Source organism: Gemmatimonadota bacterium (assembly GCA_009692115.1).
Taxonomy (GTDB): Bacteria; Gemmatimonadota; Gemmatimonadetes; order Gemmatimonadales; family GWC2-71-9; genus SHZU01.
The window spans coordinates 68,335-91,068 of record SHZU01000010.1 but is presented as its reverse complement, the minus strand read 5'-3'; the positions used below and the strand labels follow the sequence as shown (position 1 = coordinate 91,068).

The following is a 22,734-nucleotide window of genomic DNA, read 5'->3' as shown; positions in this document are numbered from 1 at the left end:
TGGAGCGCTCCTCGGGTGGAATCGGTCGGGCCGGATCGGGGCCGTGGGGTTAATTTAAGGCCGTGAGTCCCTCTCGCGTGCAGACCTCGCTTGGCGGTACCGCCTTGGACCTGCTGGGCCGGGTGGCCCGGATCATCAACAGCGGCCTTCCGCCAGACGATACGCTGGCGTCGGCTGCCGGGGCAATCCAACAGGGCCACCAATTCCGCTCTGTCTGCCTCTGGCACCGCGAGGCCAGTGCCAATCGGTGCGCGGGGATTGCGAGCCCCCCCCGGCTGGCGTTCGCCCCGACCCTCGACGAGCTCCCGCCGGCGCCTCCTGACACGTTACGGGTTCCGCTGATTCACGCCGGCTCACGGCTCGGGGTGCTCGAAATCGAGCGGGACCCGGGCCAGCCGGACGTGCTGGTCGCAGTGGTCGACGTCCTCCAGGACCTGCTGGCCCCCTTCCTCGACTCGATGACCTTGGCCGAAGATCTGGCCCTCGAGGTGGCCAGTCGGTCTCGCGAGATCTCTGAGCAGCGGCGCTTTACCGGCTTGGTGATCGACAGCCTCCCGGTCGGCCTCTATGTGGTCGACCGATCGTACCGGATTCAATTCTGGAATCGGGAACGAGAAACCGGCACCCAGGGCGTCCCGCGGGATGACGTGGTCGGCCGTTCGGTCTTCCAGGTGTTGACCCGACAACCGGCCGACCAGCTCAAGGAAGAGTTCGATCAGGTCTTCGAAACCGGCCAGAGTCGCCAGGCGGAAATCGTCGTGGGGCAGGGGGGGGGGCGGCGAGTCTATCTGACGTCGCGGGTGCCGATGCGGCTCGAAGGGGCTGACGTCACTCATGTCATTACCATCGGCGAGGACGTGACCGAGGCCAGAAACGTCCAGCACCAGATCCTCCGGCAGGAAAAACTCGCCGCGGTCGGCCAACTCGCGGCGGGGGTCATGCATGAGATCAACAATCCCCTGGCGACCATCGCGGCGTGCGCGGCCGCCGTTGACGCCCGGCTCAGCAGCCACGCCGACGCCAGCGTCAAAGAGTTCCTCGACATCATCGACAAAGAGGTCCAGCGCTGCAGCAAGATCGTGGACGGGCTCCTCGAGTTCAGCCGCCATTCCTCGACTCGGCCCAAGAACTCGGTCCGCATCAATGACGTGGTCGAACGGACGCTGTTCCTCCTCAAACATCACAAGCGATTCAAGCGCCTGACCGTCACAACTGAGCTCCACCCCGGCGATCTCACCGTGCAGGCCAATGACGAGCAGTTGATCCAGGTCCTGATGGCGTTGCTGCTCAATGCCGTCGATGCCATGGTCAACGGCGGCACCCTCACCCTCACCACTCGGCCGGCGGCGGCCGACGCGGAAGCCTTGATCGAGGTCCGGGACACCGGGCTCGGCATTCCCGCCGCCGAAGTGGCCAAGATCTTCGAGCCGTTCTACACCACGAAGCCGCCCGGACAGGGGACGGGATTGGGGCTGTCGATCGCCTACGGCATCATTCAGGATCACCGGGGCCGGATCGATGTCGAGAGTGCGTTTGGGCTCGGAAGCCTGTTCACCGTGGTTCTCCCGACTGACGCCGGAGGCAGCTCGTGAAGCTCTTGGTCGTGGAGGACGATCGGATCGTCGGCCAGTACGTCAAACGCGGAATGGAAGAGCAGGGGTACCACGCCGATCTCGTCGATGACGGCCTTGAGGCCCTTCGCCTAGCGTCAGGGGGCCATTATGACCTCGTGATTCTGGACCTGCGGTTGCCGGGCATGACCGGGTACGAAGTGCTCCGCACCCTCAGGGATCGGGGTGTCACGACCCCAATTCTAGTGCTGACCGCCCAAGATGCCGTCGACCACAAGGTCCAGGCGCTCCGGGCCGGAGCCGACGACTATGTGACCAAGCCCTTCGCCTTCGAGGAGCTGCTGGCCCGGGTCGAGGCGATCGCTCGCCGCCCTCCTCAGATCCGCTCGACCCGCCTGGTGGTCGGCGAACTGGAACTCGACACGGCGACCCGGGAGGTCCGCCGGAGCGGAAAGCTGCTCGACCTGACCCCGAAGGAATACACGGTCTTGGAGTATTTGATGCGCCATCCCGGCCGAGTGATGTCTCGGACCCTGATCACCGAGTACGCCTGGGACTACCACTTCGATCCCGGCACCAACATCGTGGATGTGGTGATCAATCGGCTCCGCAAGAAACTTGACGCCGAGCACGACCGAAAAACCCTCCATACCGTTCGCGGCATCGGGTACGTGGTCAAGGCCTGATCGATGCGATCCATCCGCCAGCGGCTCACGATCGGATACATCGTCGCGTTGTCGCTGACGGTCGCCATTTTCGGTACCGTGCTCTACCTCGATCGCCGCCAGGCCAACCTCACCGAGCTCGACAGCCGGCTCGAGGTCGAGGCCGACCTCACCTTGCAGTTCATGCGGGACCTCACCCGGACGATGGGCCGGCTGCCTCCGGTCATGGAAAGCGTCCAGCCGTTCTTCCAGCGGTTCCGCCACTACCTGGTGCTGGTCGACCACGACGGCAGCACGATTCTCTCGATCGACCCAACGGGTGGCCTCGACTCCCGGGCCGTCAATCAGCTCCGAGATCTGGCCGATGCCCCGGGCCAGCGGCCGAAGTTCGGGACCGCCACGGTGATTCCGGGCCGCCCAGCCATCCGGTACTACATCGTGGAGGTCACCGGCGCCGATCCGTCGCTCCGGTCGATGCTGGTCGGCGCCGGGGTGGACGAGGTGTTGTTTGGGCCGGCGGCCCTGGCCCGATCGATGTTGCTGATCGCTCCGTTTCTGCTGCTGATTTCGATCTTGACCGGGTCCTGGTTGGCCAGGACCAGTCTCAAGCCGCTCGAATCGACCATCGACGAGTTGACCGCGATCACCGACGGGCGAAGCCTCCACCGCCGGCTTCCGGTCGATCCGGGGAGTACCGATGAACTCACCCGGATGTCACACGCGGCCAACGGGATGTTCGCCCGCTTGGAACAAAGCTTCGCCGCGCAGCAACGGTTCGTCGCCGAGGCCAGCCACGAACTCAAAACGCCGCTGATGGTGCTCCGGGTGGGGGTTGAACGGGCCCTCACCAACCCGAAAGTGCCCTCCGAGAGCCTTCAGCCGCTCGATGAGTCGCTCGAAGAAATCAACCGGATGTCCGAACTGGTCGACAGTCTGCTGATGCTCGCGCGGGCCGATGAAGGCCGGGCGCCGCTGGCCGTCGCCGAACTCGATCTCCGGGACGTTGTCAGCGAAGCGGGGGAGACCGCCCAGATACTCGGCGAGGCCAAGAGCCTGAGTATTCGAACCGCGATCCCCGAGGTGCCCGTGATCCTGGCCGTTGATAAGACCCGGGTTCGCCAGCTCATCCTCAATCTGGTCACCAACGCGGTCAAGTACACCCAGGAGGGCGGGGAAATCGGCGTCGAGCTCGCCGATCTGGGCTCCGCCGTGCAGTTGGTGGTCAGCGATACCGGCATCGGGATCGCCGCCGGCGATCTGGCGCACGTGTTCGATCGGTTCTGGCGCGCCGACCCGGCCCGCACCCGCGACGATGAGCGGGCCGGCACTGGGTTGGGTCTCGCGATTACCAAGTGGATTGCCGAGGCCCATGGTGGTTCGATTGCGGTCCAAAGCCGCCCTGGCAAGGGGACCGTATTTACCGTATCTTTGCCAAGGTTGCCGTCGTCCGTTGTGTCACCCGCTGACTAATCGTTCTGTCATCGTTTTGTCATCTGGCGGTCAGCCGAGTGCAACTCGGCCCTGCTTGATTGTGATGCATAATCGTTGACTCCTTAATCGGAGGCGTCTGGATGTTCGAAAACCTGATTGAGTCAAAGCCCCAGAAGCAGCGAACCCTTGGCCAGACGATTACCTCGGCGGTGCTACACGTCGTGGTGATTTATGGCGCGCTGCAGGCCACCTCGGGCGCAGCGGAAACGCTCAAGGCAATCCTCCAGGACACCACAATGGTGTTCCTGAAGCCGCCGGAACCACCGCCCCCCCCGCCGACGCCGCCGCCTCCGGACGCGATCGTCACCCAGAATCCGCCGCCGATGGGCTTCCAGACGGTGATGCCGCCGACGGAAATCCCGAAGGACATTCCGCCGGTCAATCTGAACGAGCGGTTCGACGCCAAGGACTTCAGTGGTAAGGGCGTCGAGGGCGGTGTGGCGGCCGGCATCGTCGGCGGCACCGGTCCGGTGTCCACGACGGAGACGTTCCTGGAAGCTGAAGTGGATGATCCGGTCTCGCCGATCAACTTCCAGAAGCCGCGGTATCCGCCGGTGCTCCAGCAGGCCGGTATTGCCGGCAGCGTCGACGTACAGTATGTGGTTGGCATCGAGGGAAGAGCCGAGCGGGAGTCGTTCCGGATCCTCCGGAGCACGAACAAGGCGTTCGAAGAACCGGCTCGGGAAGCCATCATGGCCTCGACCTTCAAGCCGGCCAAGATCAGGGGATCGCCGGTCCGTCAGCTAGTGCAGCAGCGGGTGTCGTTCACGATTGGGTCCTGACGGCGATACGGGATCGCCTCAATCACTGTGCAGCTAAACCTCACGAGTAAGGAGTCGCAAGATGGGCATTGATATTCTGATTCTCTATGAGCACGCGAACACCTTCGCCCGTTTCATCGTGTGGCTGTTGTTGGGCATGTCGTTCTACTCGCTGACCATCGCGATCGGCAAGTCGATCAAGATCAACAAGAGCACCGCCGCCACCAGGAAATTCGCCCCCCAGTTCTCGCGAGCCATTCAGGAAGAGCAGCTCGACCAGGCCATCGCTCTCGCTGAAAAGAATCAGGCCAGCCACATCGCCAAGGTGTTGGGCGGCGCGTTAGCCGAGGTCAAGCCCCTCCTCCGCGACCGGGCCACTATCACCGCGGCCGACATCAATTCGGCCGAGCGCGCCGTGGAGCGGCAGATGCTGATCACCCTGGCAGACTTCAAGCGCGGGACCGGCATCTTGGCGACGGTCGGATCGACCGGCCCCTTTGTCGGCCTGCTCGGCACCACCATGGGTATCGTCACCGCCTTTAACGCCATGTCGGCCGGCGGCGCCTCGGGCGGCTTGGCGGGTATTGCCGGAGGTATTTCCGAGGCCCTGATCACCACGGCGCTCGGGCTGCTCGTCGCGATCCCCGCGGTGTGGTTCTACAACTACTTCACCACCAAGATCGAAAACCTCACGGTCGAGATGACCTACAGCTCGCAGGAACTGATCGACTACCTCATCAAGAGCGTCGGCAGCGAGTTTGGCCGTTCCATCTTCACCAAGGAGTTCCAGGCCCAGAAGGCGGTGAGCGGCAGTGGCCACATCAGCTAATAACCAGCTGGCGGGTCAGAGCTCGGTCAGTTCGGAGCCCAACGTCATTCCGATGATCGACATCATGCTGGTGTTGTTGATCATCTTCATGATCGTGACGCCCTTGATCTCGAACGGGTTCCAGGCCACGATGCCGCAAGGCGTCAACCTGGACTCCCGGCCCGAGGGTGAGGGAGAGGTTGTGTTGGGCATCGACCAGGGGGGGCAGTATTTCCTGAACGGCGCTCTGATTCCGCCCGACGTCTTGCCAGACCAGCTCAAGGCCATTTATGCGGCGCGCTCGGAAGATAAGATTTTGTACTTCCGGGCCCACAATGACCTCAAGTTCGACAAGGTCCAGGATGCGGTCGAGATTGCCCGGCGGGCCGGCGTCCGCGTCATGGCCGCCATCACGGAAATCGAACAAACCGGTGGTCTCTTCGGGGCCGTCGACAAAACCAAGAAGAAGTAAGGAGCACTGCCATGGGAATGTCAGTTGGAGGCGGTCACGGTGGGGTGAGCTCGGAACCGAACGTCATTCCGATGATCGACATCATGTTGGTGCTCTTGATCATCTTCATGATTTCGCAGCCGCTGTCGCGGATGGCGATCGACGTCCAAGTGCCGCCGCTCGAAACGGCCCCATCGGACGGGCCGTCGTCCCAGATCGTGCTGAATATTCTGGAGGATGGCAACTATGAGATCAACGGCCAGCCGGTGCCACCCGGCCAACTCGATACTCAGATTCACGCCATCTACGACAACCGGCCGGCCAAGCTGATTTTCATCAAGGCAATGGCCAGCCGGACCTATCAGGACTGGATCAAGGCGTCCGACATCGTTCGAGGCGCGGGAGTTCAAGTCATCGGGTTTACGCCGAAGGGGTGAGCCCGGCCGGCGTCGGGAATCGTGAGGGCGGGCGGAAGCCCGCCCTTGTTGTTTCCCCCGGCCGAATCTTTGTCCCCCGCTCGGACGTCTCCCTGGGCGATGGCTAGCCCGACCAGCGACCCCCGCCCGATCCGCCCCGCGCCGATCGGACTTGGCCTTCCGAAGCCTCGGCGCTCCGGATGGAACCCGGCGCTTGCTCTCCTTGTTCATCTCGGGTTCCTGGCACTGCTGATCCGAGTCGCCCCCTTGCGGCACCTCGATTACGAACCGAGCGAGGGTGCGCCTGGCCGTCGGGTTGGCGGCGGTGGCGGGGGTGGGGGCTCAGTTCGGATGGTGGCCTTGCCGGCCCTGGCCAGACTCCCGGTGCCCCCGGTCGTGGTACCGCCTCCGCCTCCAGTAGTGGTCCCGCCGGTCGTCCCGTCGATCGAAAGCCCATCTCCAAGTCCGGTGCCGGACACCGTGCCGCCTCGCCCCGATGCGGGCCCCGTGTCGGGCACCGGGACCGGAGCCGGCACCGGCGCGGGGCCCGGCACGGGCCCCGGGACGGGGTCAGGCAAGGGCTCCGGCGATGGATCGGAAGTTGGGGCGGGGAAGGGGCCTGGAAGTGGGGAAGGTGGGAAAGCCAGGCCGCCCGAGCCCCGGCAACTGATCCTGCCCCCCGCCGACATTCCCAAGGCGTTACGGGGCGTTACGATTGCAGTTACCTTCTGGGTCGGTCCCGAGGGGCGAGTCGAGGAGATCCGACTTTCCCCCAAACCGGCCGATCGCGGGTTCGCCAAAAAGCTCGAAGACGTCATGCGGAACTACCGATTCAGACCGGCCCGGGGGCCCGACGGGCTTCCGATCGCCGGAACCATCACGGTTGAGTTGACCTTCTAGTTCGGATCCCAATGTCGATATTCGCCCGGAAGCCAATTACCGTCGAGCGGGACCGCGGCATGAAGCGGATTCTCGGTGTCGGGGACCTCGTCATGTTGGCCATCGGGGCCGTCATCGGTGCCGGTATCTTCGCCTCGTTGGGCACGGCCGCAGCCGGGGAGGTGGCGGCCGACGGGACCATCATTCGGGCCGGCGCCGGGCCTGCCTTGATCATTTCATTCTTGCTCCTCGGCGTGGTCTGCGGATTGGCGGCGCTCTGCTACGCCGAGTTGGCCTCGATGATCCCGACCTCGGGTTCAGCCTACGCCTACACCTACGCCACGATGGGTGAGTTTCTGGCGTGGATCATCGGTTGGGATCTGATTCTCGAATACGCCATCGGGAACGTGGCCGTGGCCGTGGCCTGGAGCGGATACTTCGGTTCCCTGCTGAGCGCCTTTGGGATCGCATTACCCGGTTGGCTCTCACACGGGTACTTCCAGGTCAAGATGTCGGCTGACCCAGCCCTCCATTCACTCATGGACACGGCGCCCCAGCTCTTCGGGATGCCGATTCTCCTCAACGTGCCCGCCTTCGTGATCGTCGGCCTGGTGACCGCGTTGCTGTGCATCGGCGTCAAAGAGAGCACCCGCGCCAATACGATCATGGTCGTCATCAAGTTGGCGGTCCTGGCGTTGTTCGTGATCGTCGGGACCATCCATATCGACCCGGCCAACTATGTCCCGTTTGCCCCCAACGGATTCCGCGGCATTCATCAGGGCGCGGCCATCGTCTTCTTTGCCTACATCGGGTTCGATGCCATCTCGACGGCCGCGGAGGAAACCAAGGACCCGCAGCGGAACCTGCCCCGCGGCATCTTGATTGGACTCGCGGTCTGTACCCTGATCTACATGGTGGTCGGCGCCGTTGCCACGGGCTTGGTGCCCTATCTCCAGCTCCGGTCGGCCGACCCGCTGGCCCACGCCCTCGAGTTGGCCGGCTTGAAGACCGCCAGTTGGATTGTGTCGCTCGGAGCCGTGGTCTCGATGACGGCGGTGCTGTTGGTGTTCCAATACGGCCAGCCGCGAATTTTCTTCGCCATGGCGCGCGATGGCCTGATGCCCAAGTGGGCTGCGAAACTCCATCCCAAGTACCGGACGCCGCACGTCACCACGATCGTCACCGGCGTCTTGGTGGCCGTGGGGGCGCTCATCGCCGAGGAAAACACCATTTATGACTTGACCAACATCGGCACGCTCGCGGCGTTTGCCCTGGTGTGTGTCGGAGTGCTCGTGCTTCGGATCAGAGAACCGAATCGGGAACGGCTCTTCCGGGTCCCCTTCGTGTGGGTCGTGACGTTGGGCGGTGCGGGGGCGTGTTTGTTCGTCATGCAAGGCCTTCCAGTCCGGGCCTGGCAGATGTTCGGCGTCTGGCTCATCATCGGCTTGGCGCTCTACTTCATGTACGGATACCGGCACAGCGTCGTCCGAACCGGGAAGCGGGTCGAGGTTGAGGAACTGGACGGCGCGTCGTGATTCGACGGGCGCCGGCTGATCGGTTGAACCCGGTGCCAGTCATCCGAGAGAACGGTTCGGTCACATGAAACGGCTGCAAGTGTACGAGGGTGACGGGGTGTTGGTCAGCTTCGATCCCAACGTGTGTATCCATTCGGCCATCTGCCTGAGAGCCTTGCCGGCGGTGTTCGATGTCTCGGAAAAACGGTGGATTCGCCCCGAAGCGGCGTCCGCCGACGAGGTGACGGCGGTGGTAGCCAAATGCCCCTCAGGCGCGCTCCAGGCGGTTCGGGCCGGTGAGGCTCGGACTCCGCCGCCGGCCCCGCCGCTCACGGTCACCGAAATCACCGTCCGGCCAAACGGGCCCTTGCTGGTTCGGGGTGCCGTCGGGCTGATCAAGGAAAATGGCGAGGTGGTCGCCAAGGAAAGCTGCGCCCTGTGCCGCTGCGGCGCCACCGGGACGGCGCCGTTCTGCGACGGGAGTCACAACCGGATCGGATTCCGTTCGCCGTCCTGACGGGCCAGCCGGGGGCCGCCGAGGAGGGGGTCGAGCGGCGCTGCCCGCGGAACGAATGGCGCGTCAATCAAGCCGGTTACCCGGTGTTGCAGCGGGCCGTCCGGACCCACCAGCCCGCCGGTGAATCCGACCGGAACCGCCGAGGCTGACCCGAACTGCTCGGCCAGTTGGTTGACGAGTTGGGCTAGTGCGGCGGCTGCTTGGTCCAGGATCCCGGCCGCCACGGCGTCGCCCGAGGCCGCGGCACTGACAACCCCCCGGGACAAGTTGGCTACTTCTCGAGCGCTCGCGATGGTCGACCAACCGACCAAGTCTCGGAGGGCCCCGACCCCGGTGGCTTGCATCAGGGCGGTCAAGAGGGTCGTGGCGGGCCCTCGTCCATCATGGGCCAAGCCCGCGGCCCTGAGGGCCTGCTGACCGATCCAGTAGCCGCCCCCTTCATCGCCCATTTGCCATCCGTAGCCGCCCTGGCGGACCGGCGTGCCGCCCGGAGCCCGGCCCATGGCCACGCTCCCGGTGCCCGCCACCAGGACGACCGCCACGTCGAGACCTAACGCCTCCAACGCCAGGGCCACGTCGCTCACCACCACGACCCGGTCGGCGATCCGCTCGCGGGCCACGGCGATTCGCATTTCCTCCGCGTCGGTTGCCCGGCCGGCGCCGGCGGCCCCGATCACGACCGCATCGGCCTGGAGGAGCTTCGTCTGCGCGAGCGCGCTCCGCATCAGGCCGGCGACGATCGTGGCGGAGGCGAGGGCCCGTCCCGGGCGGACGGCCGCGCCTGGGCCGATGACCTGGCTCAGGCGCTCATCGCCGTTCGTTATCGCGACGCTGGTCTTGGTGCCGCCGACATCGGCGGTGATCACGATCATCGTGAGTTCCCGAAAAGTGGCCGGGGGATCGGAGCGGCACGGAGAAAAAAACGGGGAGCCGGCAAAGGCCCCCCGTCACCGACCCGTGGACCGGCCGGGACTAGGCGTTGAAACTCGTGCCGCAGCCGCAGCCGCCGGTGGCGTTCGGGTTTCCGAACGTGAAGCCAGACCCCTGCATCGACGAGACGTAGTCGATCTTGACGCCGTTCAAATAGGGAAGGCTGAAGCCGTCGACAAACAGCTTGATCCCCTCGGCGTCGTAAATCAGGTCATCCTCCGCCGGCGCTTCCTCGACGTTCAGACTGTACTTGAAACCCGAACATCCGCCGGGCATCACGCTGACGCGGAGCCCGCCCTGCTCGACCGTGACCTTTTCGGCCTCCATGAATTTGAGGACCTCTTCGGCGGCCTTAGTTGTCAGGTGAATGGTGACGCCATCCAACTGAGTTCGTTCGGTGGTGCTCACGAGTACCTCCTGGTGCGTGACAATTCCAACTAGCAAGGTAGGAAATCGCCTCCCCCCTGTCAACGCGCCCCGTTCTCAATGCTCTCGACGGCCAGATTGGCCACCAGGGGACGGAGCGGCGTCAACCGGGTGTTGTCGCGCGTCGGGTTGACCCGGTTGGTCAGCAACACGATCACCAAGTCTCGGCTCGGGTCCAGCCAAATTGACGTTCCGGTAAACCCCGTGTGCCCAAAGCCCTCGGCCGACACCCGCGTACCTGCGCTGTTGCCGGGCGCCGGCGTGTCCCATCCGAGTGCGCGGCTCGAGCCGGCCACCACATCCTGTCGCTTGGTGAACTCGAGCACGACCGCTTCGCGGAGCCGGGGCGCGGTTCGGATGGTGGAGCCCCGGCCGGCCCGTTGGCCGAGCAGCCACTCACCGAACCCAATCAGATCGTCCGCGGTGCTGAACAAACCGGCGTGCCCGGAACGGCCGCCGAGGAACGCGGCGTTTTCGTCGTGGACCTCGCCGCGGATCAACCGCCCGCGCCACGGATCGCGCTCAGTCGGGGCGATTCGCTTGACCCAGCGGCCAGGCGGCGTGAACCGGCTCGACGTCATCCGGAGGGGCGTGGCCACTTTGGATGCGAACAACCGGTCGATCGGTTGTCCGAAGGCTCGTTCGACGATCTGGGTCAGGACGATCGCCCCGAGGTCGGAGTACACCATGCGAGCCCCGGGCACCGTATCGAGCGGCGTGTCGAGGACCAAGGCCATAGCGGCCGCTGGGTCGGCGGCGTCCCGCCACAACGGGCGGTGAGCCGGCAAACCGCTGGAATGGGTCAGGAGGTGGCGGATGGTGACGCCGGATTTGGTGCCTCCGCCAAAGGCGGGCAGATAGCGGCTGACGGAGTCGTCGAGACGGAAGAGCCCCTGGTCGACGGCCATCATCGTGAGGGTGGTCAGGGCGATGACCTTGGTGAGCGAGGCCAGATCATACACCGTCCGTCGGGTGACCGGGGCGGATTCCTCGAAACCGATCTGTCCGGTAGCGTGGAGAAATCGCTGGCCCCGGACCGAGACGGCTACCACCGCCCCCGGGGCCGCGCCATGCTGCACCGCCGAGTCGACGGCTCGGGCGAGGGCCTCGAATCGGCAGGGAACGGGGCCGCAACTCGGCACCGGCGTCAATTGGCTCCGACAGGCGGCGAGGAACAGCGCCGCCGCCACCCCGATCGATCTAGCGAACCGGGTTGGCATCGAACCGAGTCGTGGCGGGCAGGATGAGGCCGTCGCCGATCCGGTATCGGGGCGGGAGCTCGATGGGGAGGCGGCCGGTGATCGCGGCGCCCGACAGCGCGTTCGCGACGGCCTCCTCGGTGGCGGCGTTGGCCGTCCAGGCCAGGAGATAGGCCGCGGGGCTCGGCGCCTGCCCCAGCAGGTAGGGCGACCCGAACGACACCAGAATCGTGGGTTGCACTCGGGCGGTGGTCTCGATCAAGTCGCCTAACGCCGCGGGCATCGCGATCGTTCCGGTGCCCGAGGCCACCCGCACCGCCACCGAGAACAGGGCGGTTTCCGCCCCGGTCAGCACCCCGCGGGCGGAGTCATAGCTGGCGGGCCCGCTGGTCGGGTAGAGCCGAAAGCTCACCGTCCGGGCTGCCCGCCGGGTCAGCCGCCGCGGGAGGGCAGTCGTCCAGTCGGGGTCGCCATAGGTGACGATGGCCAGCTCGCTCACGCCGCGTCGAACCTTGGCAACCACCCCGCCGCTGTCCCGCACCAACACCAATGATCGGGACGTAATCGAACGCGCTGTGTCCATGAAAGCCCGCTGGGCCACCACCCGGCCGATCCGATCGAGGGACACCGTCCGCCGCTTGAAGAGCCCGAGCCGCTCTTTCAGGGTCAGGATCTTGAGGACGGAATGGGCCAGCCGGGCCCGCGGGATCCGCCCCGAGGTGACCGCGGCGGTGATGGCCTCGAGGGCCTCGCGCGGGTTCGCCGGCATCAGGAGCAAGTCGGTGCCGGCCTCGAAGGCCAGGACCGCCGCTTCGCCGCCGCCGTACCGGGTCACGAGAGCGCCCATATCCAGCGCGTCGGTGACGACGAGGCCCTTGAATCCGAGTGAATCCCGGAGCACCCCGGTGAGGACCGCGGGCGAGAGCGTCGCGGGGCGGGTCGAGTCCGCGTCAAACCCCGGGAGGGCCAAGTGCGCGGACATGATGGCGTCGACGCCGGCGCGAACGGCGGCCCGAAAGGGCACCAGTTCGACCGAGTTGAGGTGACGCCAGTCGCCTCGGACGGAACTGAGCGCAATGTGAGAATCGGTGTCCGTATCCCCGTGACCGGGAAAGTGCTTTGCGGTTGCGAGCATCCCGGTCGATTTGGTCCCCCGGATGGCCGCAGCCACCAATCGGGCAACGGCCGCGGGGTCGCTCCCGAACGAGCGGGTGTTGATGATCGGGTTGGCCGGGTTGTTGTTGATGTCGGCAACCGGCGCGAAGTTGAGATGGACGCCCAAGGCCCGGCCTTCGAGCCCGGTAATCCGCCCCAGTTGATAGGCGTCCTCCTCCCGCCCGGTTGCTCCTATCCCCATATTGGTGGGGAAGGCCGTGGCCCCGAAAAACCGGTAGGCGGCCCCGCTTTCGAGATCGGCCGCAATCAGGAGCGGCAGCCGGGAACGGTGCTGGAGGAAGTTGAGCTTGGCCGCCACGTCGACCGGAGACCCGATGGAGATGATGATGCCCCCGACGTGGAGCGAGTCGATCCAGCCCCGGGCCTGGGCCAGGCCCGGGGCATCGAAGCCGACGTAGTTGCCAAGCAGCCAGGGCATGACCAGCTGGGCAACTTGGTCCTTGAGCGGCATTCGCTTGATCCGGGCCCGCGCCGAAGCGGACGGCGTAATCTGCGCGGCGAGGACCTCGGCGACCGCCAACAGCCCGGCAACGCCTAACGTGAGACGACGGAGATGACGGGTCACTGGAATGTCGCGGTCCTTGTGCTGGGGCTGGTCGGGGGGCCCCAGAGGGGACGCCCGCCGGTTCGGCCGGGTCTGGATGTCTTGCTGACCGACAGTCTGCACGTCGTGGCCGGACGCCGGATCGGGCTCGTGACCAATCACGCGGGCGTCGATCGGGCCGGCATCCACGCGGTCGAACGCCTTCGGCAAGCGGGTGTCACGCTCGTCGCGTTGTTCAGTCCGGAGCACGGATTCCAGGGGACCGCCGATCCCGGGGAATCCGTGGCGTTCTCGGTCGATTCGGCCACCGGCTTACCAATCTATAGCCTCTACGGAAAAACCTCCTCGCCCACGGCCGAAATGCTCCAGGGGGTCGACCTGATCGTGATCGACCTGCCTGACGTGGGGGCCCGCCACTACACCTACATCTCCACCACGATTGAGGTCATGCGGGCGGCGGCGGCCGCGGGCAAGCCGGTCGTGGTCCTCGATCGGCCGAACCCGATTGGAGGGACGGTGCAGGGGCCGGTGCTCGACCCCGCCTTGCGCTCGTTCGTTGGGAGTCTCGAAGTCCCGATCCGCCATGGGATGACCCTCGGCGAACAGGCCCGGCTCGCCAACGCCGATCTCGGGATCGGCACCAGGCTGACCGTCGTCCCGGCTGGTGGCTGGCGGAGGAACGCCGATGCCACGGCCACCGGCCTCCCATTCCTCGCGCCCAGTCCGAATCTCCAATCCCTCGAGAGTCTGTTTCACTATCCGGGCACCTGTCTCTTTGAAGGAACCGCCTTGTCGGTCGGGCGCGGCACCGATGCTGGCTTCCGCCAAATCGGCGCCCCGTGGCTCGACACCACCCGGGTCCTGACCCTGGTTCGGCGGGCCAAGCTCAAGGGAGTTCGGTTCGAGCCGACGACCTTCACTCCTGTGAACCCCGGCGATGGGAAACACCCCGGCCGGTTGGTCGCGGGCATCCGGTTTATCATGACCGACCACCGAACCTACGACCCGATTCGGACGGCTCTCGTCGTCCTCGAAGCGGTGATCGCGGTCCACCCCGACCAGATCGGCTTCCTGCCCAAATCGTTCGACCGGCTGGCCGGCACTGCCGCACTTCGAGCCAACCTGGAGGCCAAGCGTCCGGTGGGGGCCATCCTGGCGAGCTGGCAGGCCGAACTGGAACGGTTCGGTCACCGGGTGAGGCCGTTCCTGTTGTACCGGTAGGCTCGGGGCGCCGAATTGCGATCCGATGGTCGGGCGGTTAATCTTTCGGGCTGGTAAGTCGTTGTAGCCATTGGGCCTTACGGTGGTGGACGGGGTAGACGGAGGCTCGTGAAACTGGTCACCAAGTCCCTCGAACGAGCCTACATGGGCTTGACGGAACCGGTGGTCACCTGGCTCCTCAAGCGCCAAGTCCGACCGAACACGTTGACCACCCTTGGCGCATTGCTGGTGGCCGTCTCGGCGGTGGCGTTTGGGTTTGGCTGGATTCGGACCGGCGGGGCCCTGCTCCTTGCGTCGGGCGTCGTCGACACGTTCGACGGCCAAGTCGCGCGCCGAGGCGGGTTGGTCTCGAAGTTCGGTGCCTTCTACGACTCCACGCTCGACCGCGTCGGTGATGGGGCGACCTTCATCGGGATCGCCGCCTATCTGCTGAAGGCGCCCGGCGTGGCACTCCGGATCGAGACGGCGGTCGTCTGCATGATCGCGATCCTGAGCTCGTTGCTGGTGTCGTATGCCCGGGCCCGAGCGGAGGGGCTGGGCCTCGATTGCAAGGTCGGGATCGTCCAGCGGGCGGAACGGATGATCATGATCGGGGTGCCGTCCCTCATCGTCGGGGCCGGGCCGAACGGGATCGTCCTGCAGGGATTGACCGTGGTGCTCGCGATTCTGTCGACTATCACCGTGGTGCAGCGTTTCGTCTACGTATACCAGGTCACGGAGGGAACTCCGGGCCCGAAGTAACCCATGAAAGGACACCTGTGGCACAGACAACTCCCCGCCCGATTGCTCCGGCCGAAGGCAAACTCGGCGTGCTCGTCGTCGGTCTCGGCGCCGTCGCGTCGACGTTCATTGCCGGGGTCGAGAATGTCCGGCGGGGCCGGGCCCAGCCGACCGGCGCCCTGACCCAGCTCGCGACGATTCGTCTCGGCAAGCGGACCGACAAGCGGGCGCCGCTGATCAAGGACTTCGTTCCACTCGCCCGGCTGGATGACTTGGTGTTCGGGGCCTGGGACCCGGTGCCGGACGATTGCTATCAGTCGTGTCTCCACTGCGGCGTGCTCGACAAGCACGAACATGTCGAGCCGATTGCGGACTTTCTGAAGACCATCAAGCCGATGCCGGCCGCGTTCGATCAGCACTACGTGAAGCGATTGCAGGGCACCAACGTCAAACCCGGCACCAAGCGGCAGCAAGCCGATGCGCTGCGGAAGGACATCCAGGACTTCAAGGCCAAGCACGGGGTGGCCCGGCTGGTGATGGTGTGGTGCGCCTCGACCGAGATCTTCATCGTCCCCGGGCCGCAGCATCGGTCGGTCGACGCGTTCGAGAAGGCCATCGATGCCAACGATCCGACCATCGCCCCGTCCATGCTCTACGCCTACGCGGCCATGATGGAGGGCGTGCCGTTCGCCAACGGCGCTCCGAACCTGACCTGCGATTTCCCGGCAATTGAAGAACTGGCAACGAAGCGGAACGTGGCCATCGGCGGCAAGGACTTCAAGACCGGCCAGACCATGCTCAAGACCGTGCTCGCCCCGATGTTCAAGGCCCGGATGCTTGGCGTGGCCGGCTGGTATTCGACCAACATCCTCGGCAACCGCGACGGCGAGGTTCTCGACGATCCGGAGAGCTTCAAGACCAAAGAAGAATCCAAGCTCGGCGTGCTCGAACACATCCTGCAGCCGGAGATGTACCCGCATCTCTACGGCAAGCTCTACCACAAGGTCCGGATCAACTACTATCCTCCCCGGGGCGACAACAAAGAAGGCTGGGACAACATCGACATCTTCGGATGGCTTGGCTATCCGATGCAGATCAAAGTCGATTTCCTCTGCCGAGACTCGATTCTCGCGGCGCCCCTGGTTCTCGATTTGGCGCTGTTCTTTGATTTGGCGCAGCGAGCGCAGATGAGCGGAGTCCAGGAATGGCTTTCGTTCTACTTCAAGAGCCCGCAGGTGGCGCCCGGCCTGTATCCGGAGCACGACCTGTTCATTCAGCAGACCAAGCTCAAGAACACCCTGCGGTTCCTGATGGGTGAGGACCAGATTACCCACCTCGGCGTCGAATACTACGACTACGGCAAGGACTGAGCGGGGCCGCCATGAAATACTTTCATCGGACCTCGGTGTCGCCGGACCAGGCCATGGCGTCGGCCGCGTCCTACTTTGGGGCCCGGATGAGCCCGATCGAGGAAGGCGCCCGCGCCCGGAGGTTCTCCAGCGCCATCGGGCAGGTCGGCGTCACCGTCCAGGCCGAGGGCGGTCACTATACCTTGGTAACCGTCGACACCAACCAGCCGGGCGAGAGTGAACTAGACAAGTTCGCCAAGCGGTTTCTCTCGGTGGTTCACACGATGGCGGATGATCGTCACGTGGTTCGCGGAGCGTATTAGATCCTGATGGCCGAGATTCCGGCCGGCCTGACCCGGGCAGCGCTCCATGAACTCTACTACTGGATGCGGCTGACCCGATCGCTCGAAGAAAAATTGGCGGCGCTCTACCGGCAAACTAAGGTCGTCGGCGGCCTCTTTCGTTCGCTGGGTCAAGAAGCCGATTCCGTGGGGAGTGCCTTTGCCCTCGATCGGTCCAAGGGCGACATCCTATCGCCGCTGATCCGCAACTTGGGCTCGATGCTGGTGCAGGGTGCGACACCGCTTGAAGTCCTCCGCCAATACATGGCTAAGGCCGAAAGCCCGACTCGCGGCCGCGAGTTGAATATTCACTTCAACGACCTCGACCGCGGATTCTTGGGCCAGACCTCCCACCTGGGCGACATGGTGCCGGTCATGTGCGGCGTCACGATGTCGTTCAAGATGCGGCGGCAACCCCGGGTCGGCATGGTCTACGTCGGCGACGGCGCCATGAGCACCGGTGCCTTTCACGAAGGAATCAATTTCGCCGCCGTGCAGCGGCTGCCCTTGGTCATCATCTGCGAAAACAACGGGTATGCCTACTCGACGCCAATGCGGAAGCAAACGGCGGTTCAGTTTCTGGTCGAGAAGGCGGCCGGCTACGGGGTGGCTGGCGAACAGGCTGATGGGAACGACATCCTGGCGGTGTACGAAACGACCCGTCGGGCGGTCGACCGCGCTCGGGCGGGCGGCGGCGTCACGTTGGTGGAGTTGATCACCTGGCGGCGCAAAGGCCACGCCGAGCATGACAATCAATCCTATGTCCCGAAGGAAGAGATCGAGGCCTGGGAGGCCCGCGATCCGATCGATCGGTACCTGCGCCGGCTGACCGAACAGGGGTGGGCGTCGACCGCCGATCTTACCGCCCTCGATCAACGGGTGACCGCCGAAATTGACAGCGCGGTGATGCTCTGCGAAGACGAACCGCTCCCGGAGCCGGCCTCGGCGCTGATCGGCGTCTTGGCGTCGGAACCGGCCGTCCCGCTCGAATGGTACCGGAGGCTCTGAGATGGCGCTGGTAACCTATCTCGAGGCGATTCGTGACGGCCTCCGCGAAGAGATGGACCGTGACGAGCGGGTCTTCTTGATTGGACAGGACATCGGCTTTTTTGGGGGAGCGTTCAAGGTGACCGAGGGGCTCCAGGAGCGGTTTGGAGCGGACCGGGTCGTGGATGCCCCGATTTCCGAAACCGCGATTGTCGGCGCGGCGGCTGGTGCAGCGCACATGGGGCTTCGGCCGGTCTGCGAAATGCAGTTCATCGACTTCATGTCGTGCGCCTATTCCATCCTGACCAATTACGTTGCGACCGCGCGGTATCGGGCGGATCTCCAGACGCCGATGGTGATCCGCGGCCCGTCGGGTGGCTATGTTCGCGGGGGCCCGTTCCACTCCCAGAATCCGGAAGCAGCCTACCTGCACACCCCCGGCCTGAAGATCGTCGCGCCCGCCACCGTGCGGGACGCCAAGGGGCTGATCAAAGCGGCTATTCGGGACGATGATCCGGTGCTCTACTTCGAGCACAAGTATCTTTACCGCCGGATTAAGGAGGATCTTCCGGCGGGTGAGGAGATTCTGACGCCCATCGGCAAGGCCCGCGTGGCGCGGGAGGGGAAGCACCTGACCGTTGTGACCTATTCGGCCATGGTGCACAAGGCACTCGAAGCGGCGGATCAGCTGAGCAACGAAGGGGTGTCGGTGGAGGTGATCGATCTCCGAACCTTGCTGCCGATCGACGACGCCGCGATCATGGCGAGTGTCAAAAAGACGAACCGGGTTTTGATTGTCCATGAAGACACCCGGACCGGCGGGATGGCTGGCGAGCTATCGGCTCGGATCAATGAGCAGTGTTTCGAATGGTTGGATGCGCCGGTTCGTCGGGTGTGCGCGCACGATGTGCCGCTGCCCTACGCCCCGACGCTCGAAGATTTTGTGCTGCCCCAAACCGACGACATCGTCAAGGCCGCACGCTGGATGGTGGGGTACTAGGAGACCGCAATGGCACGTATCGATGTGTTAATGCCCCAAATGGGCGAATCCATCACCGAGGGCACGCTTTCGAAGTGGCTCAAGAAGCTCGGCGATCCCGTCAAGCGGGACGAACCGATGTTTGAGATTTCGACCGACAAAGTCGATGCCGAAATTCCGGCCTCGAACGCGGGGATTCTCGTTGAGATTCTGGTGAACGAGGGCCAGACGGTTCCGATCCAGACCTTGGTTGCCAGGATCGAGACCGAGGCCGGAGCGGTCGTGCCCGTGGCCGCCTCCACCAGCCCGACCGCCGCGCCCCAAGCCCCGAAGCCGGCAGCCGCGCCACTGGCTGCCCAGAAACCGGCCCCCGTGCCGGCGCCGACCCCGGCGCCCGCCGGCGGGGCAGAAACGATGGAGGAGCGCCTCCGTCGGAAGTCCACGCCGGTCGTCCGAAAAATGGTGGCGGAACACGGCCTGGATCTCACCGCGATCGCTGGAAGTGGATTGGCGGGCCGGGTCACCAAGAACGACGTGTTGAGTTACCTCGACCAGGCGCCGGCCGCTCCGATCGCTCCGCGTGCGGGCCTCCCGGCCGGGATCCACGTCATTCCGGGCCCGGTCGTCGAGCCGTGGGAAGGCGACCAGGTCGAACCATGGTCACGGATTCGAAAGTTGACCGCCGACCACATGATCATGTCGCGACGGGTCTCGCCTCATGTCAGCAGTTTGATTGAAATCGATTACACCCGGATTGCCAAAATCCGCGCCCAGCGAAAGGCCGAGTTCACCGAGCGGGGCGTCAATCTGACGTTCCTGGCCTTCATCGCCAAGGCCGTGGTGGAATGCCTGCGGAAGCACCCCGTCGTCAATTCGGCCGTCATGGGCGAGGCCACGGTCCTTCGCCGCGAGGTGAACCTCGGCATTGCCGTGGCACTGGATTGGGGGCTGATCGTGCCGGTGGTTCGGCGCGCGGACGAGCTCAACCTGTTCGGTCTGGCGCATTCGATTGGCGACCTCGCCGACCGGGCCCGGGCCAAGAAGCTGTCGCCCGATGAGGTCCAAAAGGGCACCTTCACGATCACCAACCCTGGCGGGTTTGGGACGATCGTCGGCTTGCCGATCATCAACCAGCCGCAATCGGCTATTCTCGCCGTCGGGGCCATCGAGAAGCAGCCGGCGGTGATCACCGCGGCCGATGGGACCGACTCGATTGCGATCCGAACCAAGGGCATTTTGGCGATGTCGTTCGACCATCGGGTGGTGGACGGGGCAACGGCCGATCGGTTCTTGGCCGACGTCAAGAAAGCTCTCCACGAATTCCCTGACAACGCCTGAGGATTTGGAGCCGATACTGATGCCACGACAGATTGCGACGGCGGACGCCACGTGGGCGGTGACCACCACCGGCCGCCGGACCCAGTACGCGAAGGATGAGTTCACGGTTTGCTTCAGCCGGGTCGGCACCGATGAGCAGCGAGTGGCCCGCTATTCCCCGGCGGGCACCAAGGCCCGGGAGTCGTCGCTCGCCGAATTGACCGACACCCAACTGGTCGATCTGTTGGCTCGTTCGCAGCCGTCGTGGACCTCGGTAGAACTCGGATACCACCGCTGAACCAGACCGCAGATCTGCATCTCCACAGCACGGCCTCCGACGGAGCGTTGCCGCCGTCGGAGGTCGTTCGTCTTGCGGCCGCCGCCGGCTTGGCGGCGATGGCGCTGACCGATCATGACACCGTCGCCGGGGTGGCCGAGGCCCGATCGGCCGGCGCCGAGCTTGGCGTCAAGGTCGTTGCCGGGTGCGAGTTCTCGGTCAAAGTCGAGTGGGGCGAGATGCATTTGCTCGGCTATTGCCTCCCGGATCGGCACCCGGAGTTGATCGAGACTCTCGACCGGATGCGGTCGGGACGCGCCGATCGTGGTGTCGCCATGGTCGAGGCGATTCGGCGGATCGGCTTTCCCGTCGCGGTGGAGGATGTCGAGCGAGCCGCCGCCGGGGCCCCGATTGGGCGACCCCACGTTGCCCGGGTCTTGATGGAGCGGAAGATCGTCCGGACCTTCGACGAGGCCTTCGATCGGTTCCTCGGGCGGGGTCGCCCCGCGTACGTGCCCAAGGTCCTGCCCGAGTTGGCCGAGATCACCGGGTTGATTCGTCGAGTCGGCGGGGTTTCGTCCGCGGCCCATCTTCGGGATCGCGGTAGCCGGTCCATGCTCTCGAGTTTTCGGGAGCAGGGACTCGACGCGGTTGAAGTCCGCCACCCGAGCCAAAGCGGCCCGGTCCGGGCCGAGTTGGAGCGGGCGGCCGATCTGCTGGGGCTGCTGAAAACTGGGGGAAGTGACTCCCATGGCGAGCCCGCGGTCAGCCCGTCCCATAGCGTGGTCGGCGGCGAGCGAGTCCCGATGGCTTGGGTCGAGGCAATCGAGCGGCTGGCCGCGGAACGGATGCCGGTCGCGCCTCGGGCATGACACCCCGAACCGATTTTCGCGACGTCGTGGTCATCGGCGGGGGCTGCTACGGGTCGTTCTACGCCGGGCAACTGGCCGAAGCCAGGACCCGCGGCAAGATCACCTTTCGACGGGTGATCCTCGTCGATCGTGACCCGGCCTGCCAGGCTGTTCGCAGTGGGCCGCTCCCGGCCGATTTCTCCCTGACCGGCGCCGAGTGGAATTCGTTTCTCGACGAGTTTCTGAATCGGGAACCGCCCCCGGACGGGTCGCCTGATGACGCCATCGTACCGTCGCCGCTGATGCCTCACCTCATGGCCCACTGGCTTCAGCGGCTGACCGGGCGTCACTGGCCCGGCTCCGTCGCCGAGGCGGTGGCGGTCGACCGGCCGCTCGGCACGCCCTACGACGTGCTGGCACCCGATGGCACCCGGTATGTGTCCTTCGCCGACTGGCTCTGTCCGACCCATTGCATCGAGCCCCACCGCTGTCCCGTGATCCGAGGCCCCCGGACCTGGGAAATGAAAGACGCCCTGGCGGCCTACGTGGCCCGGCTCGACCGCGACCGTCCGACCGCCGGCCCGGCGTTGTTCGTGACCCGGCACCGGGCGTTCGGAGTCGGGATGTTCGATGTGGCCGAGGCCCGGGAAGCCCGGACGTTGTTAGGCGAAGCGGTCGGCCGGGGCGCCGATCTCGTCATGGCCACGGTCTCGGCCTGTCACGGAGCGGTGGGCATGCTGCGGGTTACCAATGCAGGGCGAGTACTATGAGAGCGGTAATGGTCTGCCCCGCCAAGACATCGCCCGGGTAGTGGACGCCGAGGACCACCCGGCTCATGCCGACCAGCAGGCCAAGTCCAACCAGCGGGACCGCCAACTGGGGAAAGGCGATAGCATAGCTCAGAGCGATCGCCAGGCTTGAAGCGGAGTGGCCTGACGGAAATGAGAAGCGGTCTGGGTTGGCGATCATCGATCGGGCCCCGATCCGTTCTGAGGGGCGTTCCCGGCCCACCATCCGTTTGATCAACTGAATGACGACGTGCGACCCCACCAGCGCCAGGGCGGCTTGGGCCGTGATGGCCCGGGGCCATGGGGCCAGGAGGAAGGGCAGGATCACGGCACCGAGGGTGACCCCGGCGCTGCCCAGCGCGGTGACGGCGATCCAGCACCGGCGGTGAAGCCCGGAGGCGTCGCCCGGCAAGGCCCACCGAAGGAAGAGGGTTCGATCGCGGGCGTCGAGCCGGGACAGCAGGCCAGCTGGAGTCATGCGGTCGCTCCGAGAGGGTGGCAAGTGCATGACGATCGCGGTAAGGGGTTAGGTATACCTAACGGTTGTGTCTCGGAA

The 22,734-nt window shown here is 65.3% G+C and carries 25 protein-coding genes; 20 read left to right on the top strand and 5 right to left on the bottom strand.

The features are described 5' to 3' along the window. Positions 1-62 precede the first annotated feature (62 nt). The 10 genes from EXR94_12230 to EXR94_12185 all read left to right on the top strand — a co-directional run bounded on the left by EXR94_12230 (position 63) and on the right by EXR94_12185 (position 9,073). Positions 63-1,592 carry a PAS domain S-box protein gene (locus EXR94_12230; GenBank protein MSR03486.1) on the top strand — a complete coding sequence of 510 codons (1,530 nt, stop codon included), beginning with the start codon at positions 63-65 and terminating at the stop codon, positions 1,590-1,592. Beyond that, positions 1,589-2,257 carry a response regulator transcription factor gene (locus tag EXR94_12225; protein MSR03485.1) on the top strand — a complete coding sequence of 223 codons (669 nt, stop codon included), beginning with the start codon at positions 1,589-1,591 and terminating at the stop codon, positions 2,255-2,257. The genes EXR94_12230 and EXR94_12225 overlap by 4 nt, the downstream gene beginning before the upstream one ends. A gap of 3 nt (positions 2,258-2,260) precedes the next feature. Then, the gene (locus EXR94_12220) at positions 2,261-3,706 is read left to right on the top strand and encodes a HAMP domain-containing protein (protein MSR03484.1); all 1,446 of its coding nucleotides are present in this window, start codon (positions 2,261-2,263) and stop codon (positions 3,704-3,706) included. 101 nt (positions 3,707-3,807) lie between these two features. Next, complete coding sequence (locus tag EXR94_12215) at positions 3,808-4,509, top strand: TonB family protein (protein ID MSR03483.1); 702 nt, start codon at positions 3,808-3,810, stop codon at positions 4,507-4,509. Between the two features lie 61 nt (positions 4,510-4,570). Next, a complete protein-coding gene (locus tag EXR94_12210; protein MSR03482.1) occupies positions 4,571-5,317 on the top strand; it encodes a flagellar motor protein MotA in 747 nt (248 codons plus the stop codon). Next, positions 5,301-5,768, top strand: coding sequence for a biopolymer transporter ExbD (locus EXR94_12205; protein ID MSR03481.1), 468 nt, complete (start codon positions 5,301-5,303; stop codon positions 5,766-5,768). Before EXR94_12210 ends, EXR94_12205 begins: the two co-directional genes overlap by 17 nt. Positions 5,769-5,779: 11 nt before the next feature. Continuing rightward, positions 5,780-6,184: a biopolymer transporter ExbD gene (locus EXR94_12200; protein MSR03480.1), complete on the top strand. Its 405-nt coding sequence runs from the start codon at positions 5,780-5,782 to the stop codon at positions 6,182-6,184. A 330-nt stretch (positions 6,185-6,514) separates the two neighbouring features. Further along, positions 6,515-7,063, top strand: a complete 549-nt coding sequence (locus tag EXR94_12195) for an energy transducer TonB (GenBank protein ID MSR03479.1) — start codon at positions 6,515-6,517, stop codon at positions 7,061-7,063. A gap of 11 nt (positions 7,064-7,074) precedes the next feature. Further along, positions 7,075-8,577, top strand: coding sequence for an amino acid permease (locus EXR94_12190; protein ID MSR03478.1), 1,503 nt, complete (start codon positions 7,075-7,077; stop codon positions 8,575-8,577). A 64-nt stretch (positions 8,578-8,641) separates the two neighbouring features. Beyond that, positions 8,642-9,073: a hypothetical protein gene (locus EXR94_12185; GenBank protein ID MSR03477.1), complete on the top strand. Its 432-nt coding sequence runs from the start codon at positions 8,642-8,644 to the stop codon at positions 9,071-9,073. Here EXR94_12185 and EXR94_12180 read toward each other — a convergent pair. The 4 genes from EXR94_12180 to EXR94_12165 form a co-directional block, all read right to left on the bottom strand. Next, positions 9,040-9,945, bottom strand: coding sequence for an ATPase (locus EXR94_12180; protein MSR03476.1), 906 nt, complete (start codon positions 9,943-9,945; stop codon positions 9,040-9,042). The two genes, EXR94_12185 and EXR94_12180, sit on opposite strands and share 34 nt — an antisense overlap. Positions 9,946-10,045: 100 nt before the next feature. Next, positions 10,046-10,330 carry an iron-sulfur cluster assembly accessory protein gene (locus tag EXR94_12175; GenBank protein ID MSR03475.1) on the bottom strand — a complete coding sequence of 95 codons (285 nt, stop codon included), beginning with the start codon at positions 10,328-10,330 and terminating at the stop codon, positions 10,046-10,048. A gap of 140 nt (positions 10,331-10,470) precedes the next feature. After that, positions 10,471-11,649 carry a class A beta-lactamase-related serine hydrolase gene (locus EXR94_12170; protein MSR03474.1) on the bottom strand — a complete coding sequence of 393 codons (1,179 nt, stop codon included), beginning with the start codon at positions 11,647-11,649 and terminating at the stop codon, positions 10,471-10,473. Continuing rightward, positions 11,630-13,369 (bottom strand): hypothetical protein, encoded by a 1,740-nt coding sequence (locus EXR94_12165; GenBank protein ID MSR03473.1) that lies wholly within the window; start codon positions 13,367-13,369, stop codon positions 11,630-11,632. Before EXR94_12165 ends, EXR94_12170 begins: the two co-directional genes overlap by 20 nt. Between EXR94_12165 and EXR94_12160 the strand changes: the two genes are divergently transcribed. The 10 genes from EXR94_12160 to EXR94_12115 all read left to right on the top strand — a co-directional run bounded on the left by EXR94_12160 (position 13,358) and on the right by EXR94_12115 (position 22,160). Continuing rightward, a complete protein-coding gene (locus tag EXR94_12160) occupies positions 13,358-14,569 on the top strand; it encodes a DUF1343 domain-containing protein (GenBank protein MSR03472.1) in 1,212 nt (403 codons plus the stop codon). The genes EXR94_12165 and EXR94_12160 overlap by 12 nt on opposite strands. 108 nt (positions 14,570-14,677) lie before the next feature. Further along, positions 14,678-15,310, top strand: a complete 633-nt coding sequence (locus EXR94_12155) for a CDP-alcohol phosphatidyltransferase family protein (protein MSR03471.1) — start codon at positions 14,678-14,680, stop codon at positions 15,308-15,310. Positions 15,311-15,327: 17 nt separating this feature from the next. Continuing rightward, entirely contained in the window at positions 15,328-16,659 is a 1,332-nt protein-coding gene (locus tag EXR94_12150) for an inositol-3-phosphate synthase (GenBank protein MSR03470.1), read from the top strand. Positions 16,660-16,670: 11 nt separating this feature from the next. Next, complete coding sequence (locus EXR94_12145) at positions 16,671-16,961, top strand: hypothetical protein (protein ID MSR03469.1); 291 nt, start codon at positions 16,671-16,673, stop codon at positions 16,959-16,961. Between the two features lie 6 nt (positions 16,962-16,967). Beyond that, entirely contained in the window at positions 16,968-17,987 is a 1,020-nt protein-coding gene (locus EXR94_12140) for a thiamine pyrophosphate-dependent dehydrogenase E1 component subunit alpha (GenBank protein MSR03468.1), read from the top strand. 1 nt (position 17,988) lies between these two features. After that, positions 17,989-18,966, top strand: coding sequence for an alpha-ketoacid dehydrogenase subunit beta (locus EXR94_12135; protein ID MSR03467.1), 978 nt, complete (start codon positions 17,989-17,991; stop codon positions 18,964-18,966). A gap of 9 nt (positions 18,967-18,975) precedes the next feature. Beyond that, a complete protein-coding gene (locus tag EXR94_12130) occupies positions 18,976-20,283 on the top strand; it encodes a 2-oxo acid dehydrogenase subunit E2 (GenBank protein ID MSR03466.1) in 1,308 nt (435 codons plus the stop codon). Positions 20,284-20,302: 19 nt separating this feature from the next. Then, on the top strand, positions 20,303-20,560 hold the full coding sequence (locus tag EXR94_12125; GenBank protein MSR03465.1) for a hypothetical protein: 258 nt from the start codon (positions 20,303-20,305) through the stop codon (positions 20,558-20,560). Beyond that, the gene (locus EXR94_12120) at positions 20,479-21,411 is read left to right on the top strand and encodes a PHP domain-containing protein (GenBank protein ID MSR03464.1); all 933 of its coding nucleotides are present in this window, start codon (positions 20,479-20,481) and stop codon (positions 21,409-21,411) included. The genes EXR94_12125 and EXR94_12120 overlap by 82 nt, the downstream gene beginning before the upstream one ends. Then, entirely contained in the window at positions 21,408-22,160 is a 753-nt protein-coding gene (locus tag EXR94_12115; protein ID MSR03463.1) for a hypothetical protein, read from the top strand. Before EXR94_12120 ends, EXR94_12115 begins: the two co-directional genes overlap by 4 nt. On the opposite strand, the gene EXR94_12110 is transcribed toward EXR94_12115, so the two are convergent. After that, complete coding sequence (locus EXR94_12110) at positions 22,135-22,686, bottom strand: phosphatase PAP2 family protein (GenBank protein ID MSR03462.1); 552 nt, start codon at positions 22,684-22,686, stop codon at positions 22,135-22,137. The genes EXR94_12115 and EXR94_12110 overlap by 26 nt on opposite strands. Between the last annotated feature and the right edge of the window lie 48 nt (positions 22,687-22,734).

Excerpts from the sequence above, each read along its gene's own strand:
- EXR94_12220 (MSR03484.1), top strand. The coding sequence starts at position 2,261 with ATGCGATCCATCCGCCAGCGGCTCACGATCGGATACATCGTCGCGTTG.
- EXR94_12190 (MSR03478.1), top strand. The coding sequence starts at position 7,075 with ATGTCGATATTCGCCCGGAAGCCAATTACCGTCGAGCGGGACCGCGGC.
- EXR94_12135 (MSR03467.1), top strand. The coding sequence starts at position 17,989 with ATGGCGCTGGTAACCTATCTCGAGGCGATTCGTGACGGCCTCCGCGAA.
- EXR94_12140 (MSR03468.1), top strand. The coding sequence starts at position 16,968 with ATGGCCGAGATTCCGGCCGGCCTGACCCGGGCAGCGCTCCATGAACTC.
- EXR94_12200 (MSR03480.1), top strand. The coding sequence starts at position 5,780 with ATGGGAATGTCAGTTGGAGGCGGTCACGGTGGGGTGAGCTCGGAACCG.
- EXR94_12130 (MSR03466.1), top strand. The coding sequence starts at position 18,976 with ATGGCACGTATCGATGTGTTAATGCCCCAAATGGGCGAATCCATCACC.
- EXR94_12125 (MSR03465.1), top strand. The coding sequence starts at position 20,303 with ATGCCACGACAGATTGCGACGGCGGACGCCACGTGGGCGGTGACCACC.
- EXR94_12110 (MSR03462.1), bottom strand. The coding sequence starts at position 22,686 with ATGCACTTGCCACCCTCTCGGAGCGACCGCATGACTCCAGCTGGCCTG.
- EXR94_12115 (MSR03463.1), top strand. The coding sequence starts at position 21,408 with ATGACACCCCGAACCGATTTTCGCGACGTCGTGGTCATCGGCGGGGGC.
- EXR94_12195 (MSR03479.1), top strand. The coding sequence starts at position 6,515 with ATGGTGGCCTTGCCGGCCCTGGCCAGACTCCCGGTGCCCCCGGTCGTG.
- EXR94_12175 (MSR03475.1), bottom strand. The coding sequence starts at position 10,330 with ATGGAGGCCGAAAAGGTCACGGTCGAGCAGGGCGGGCTCCGCGTCAGC.
- EXR94_12210 (MSR03482.1), top strand. The coding sequence starts at position 4,571 with ATGGGCATTGATATTCTGATTCTCTATGAGCACGCGAACACCTTCGCC.
- EXR94_12160 (MSR03472.1), top strand. The coding sequence starts at position 13,358 with ATGACGGGTCACTGGAATGTCGCGGTCCTTGTGCTGGGGCTGGTCGGG.
- EXR94_12185 (MSR03477.1), top strand. The coding sequence starts at position 8,642 with ATGAAACGGCTGCAAGTGTACGAGGGTGACGGGGTGTTGGTCAGCTTC.
- EXR94_12215 (MSR03483.1), top strand. The coding sequence starts at position 3,808 with ATGTTCGAAAACCTGATTGAGTCAAAGCCCCAGAAGCAGCGAACCCTT.
- EXR94_12180 (MSR03476.1), bottom strand. The coding sequence starts at position 9,945 with ATGATCGTGATCACCGCCGATGTCGGCGGCACCAAGACCAGCGTCGCG.
- EXR94_12170 (MSR03474.1), bottom strand. The coding sequence starts at position 11,649 with ATGCCAACCCGGTTCGCTAGATCGATCGGGGTGGCGGCGGCGCTGTTC.
- EXR94_12145 (MSR03469.1), top strand. The coding sequence starts at position 16,671 with ATGAAATACTTTCATCGGACCTCGGTGTCGCCGGACCAGGCCATGGCG.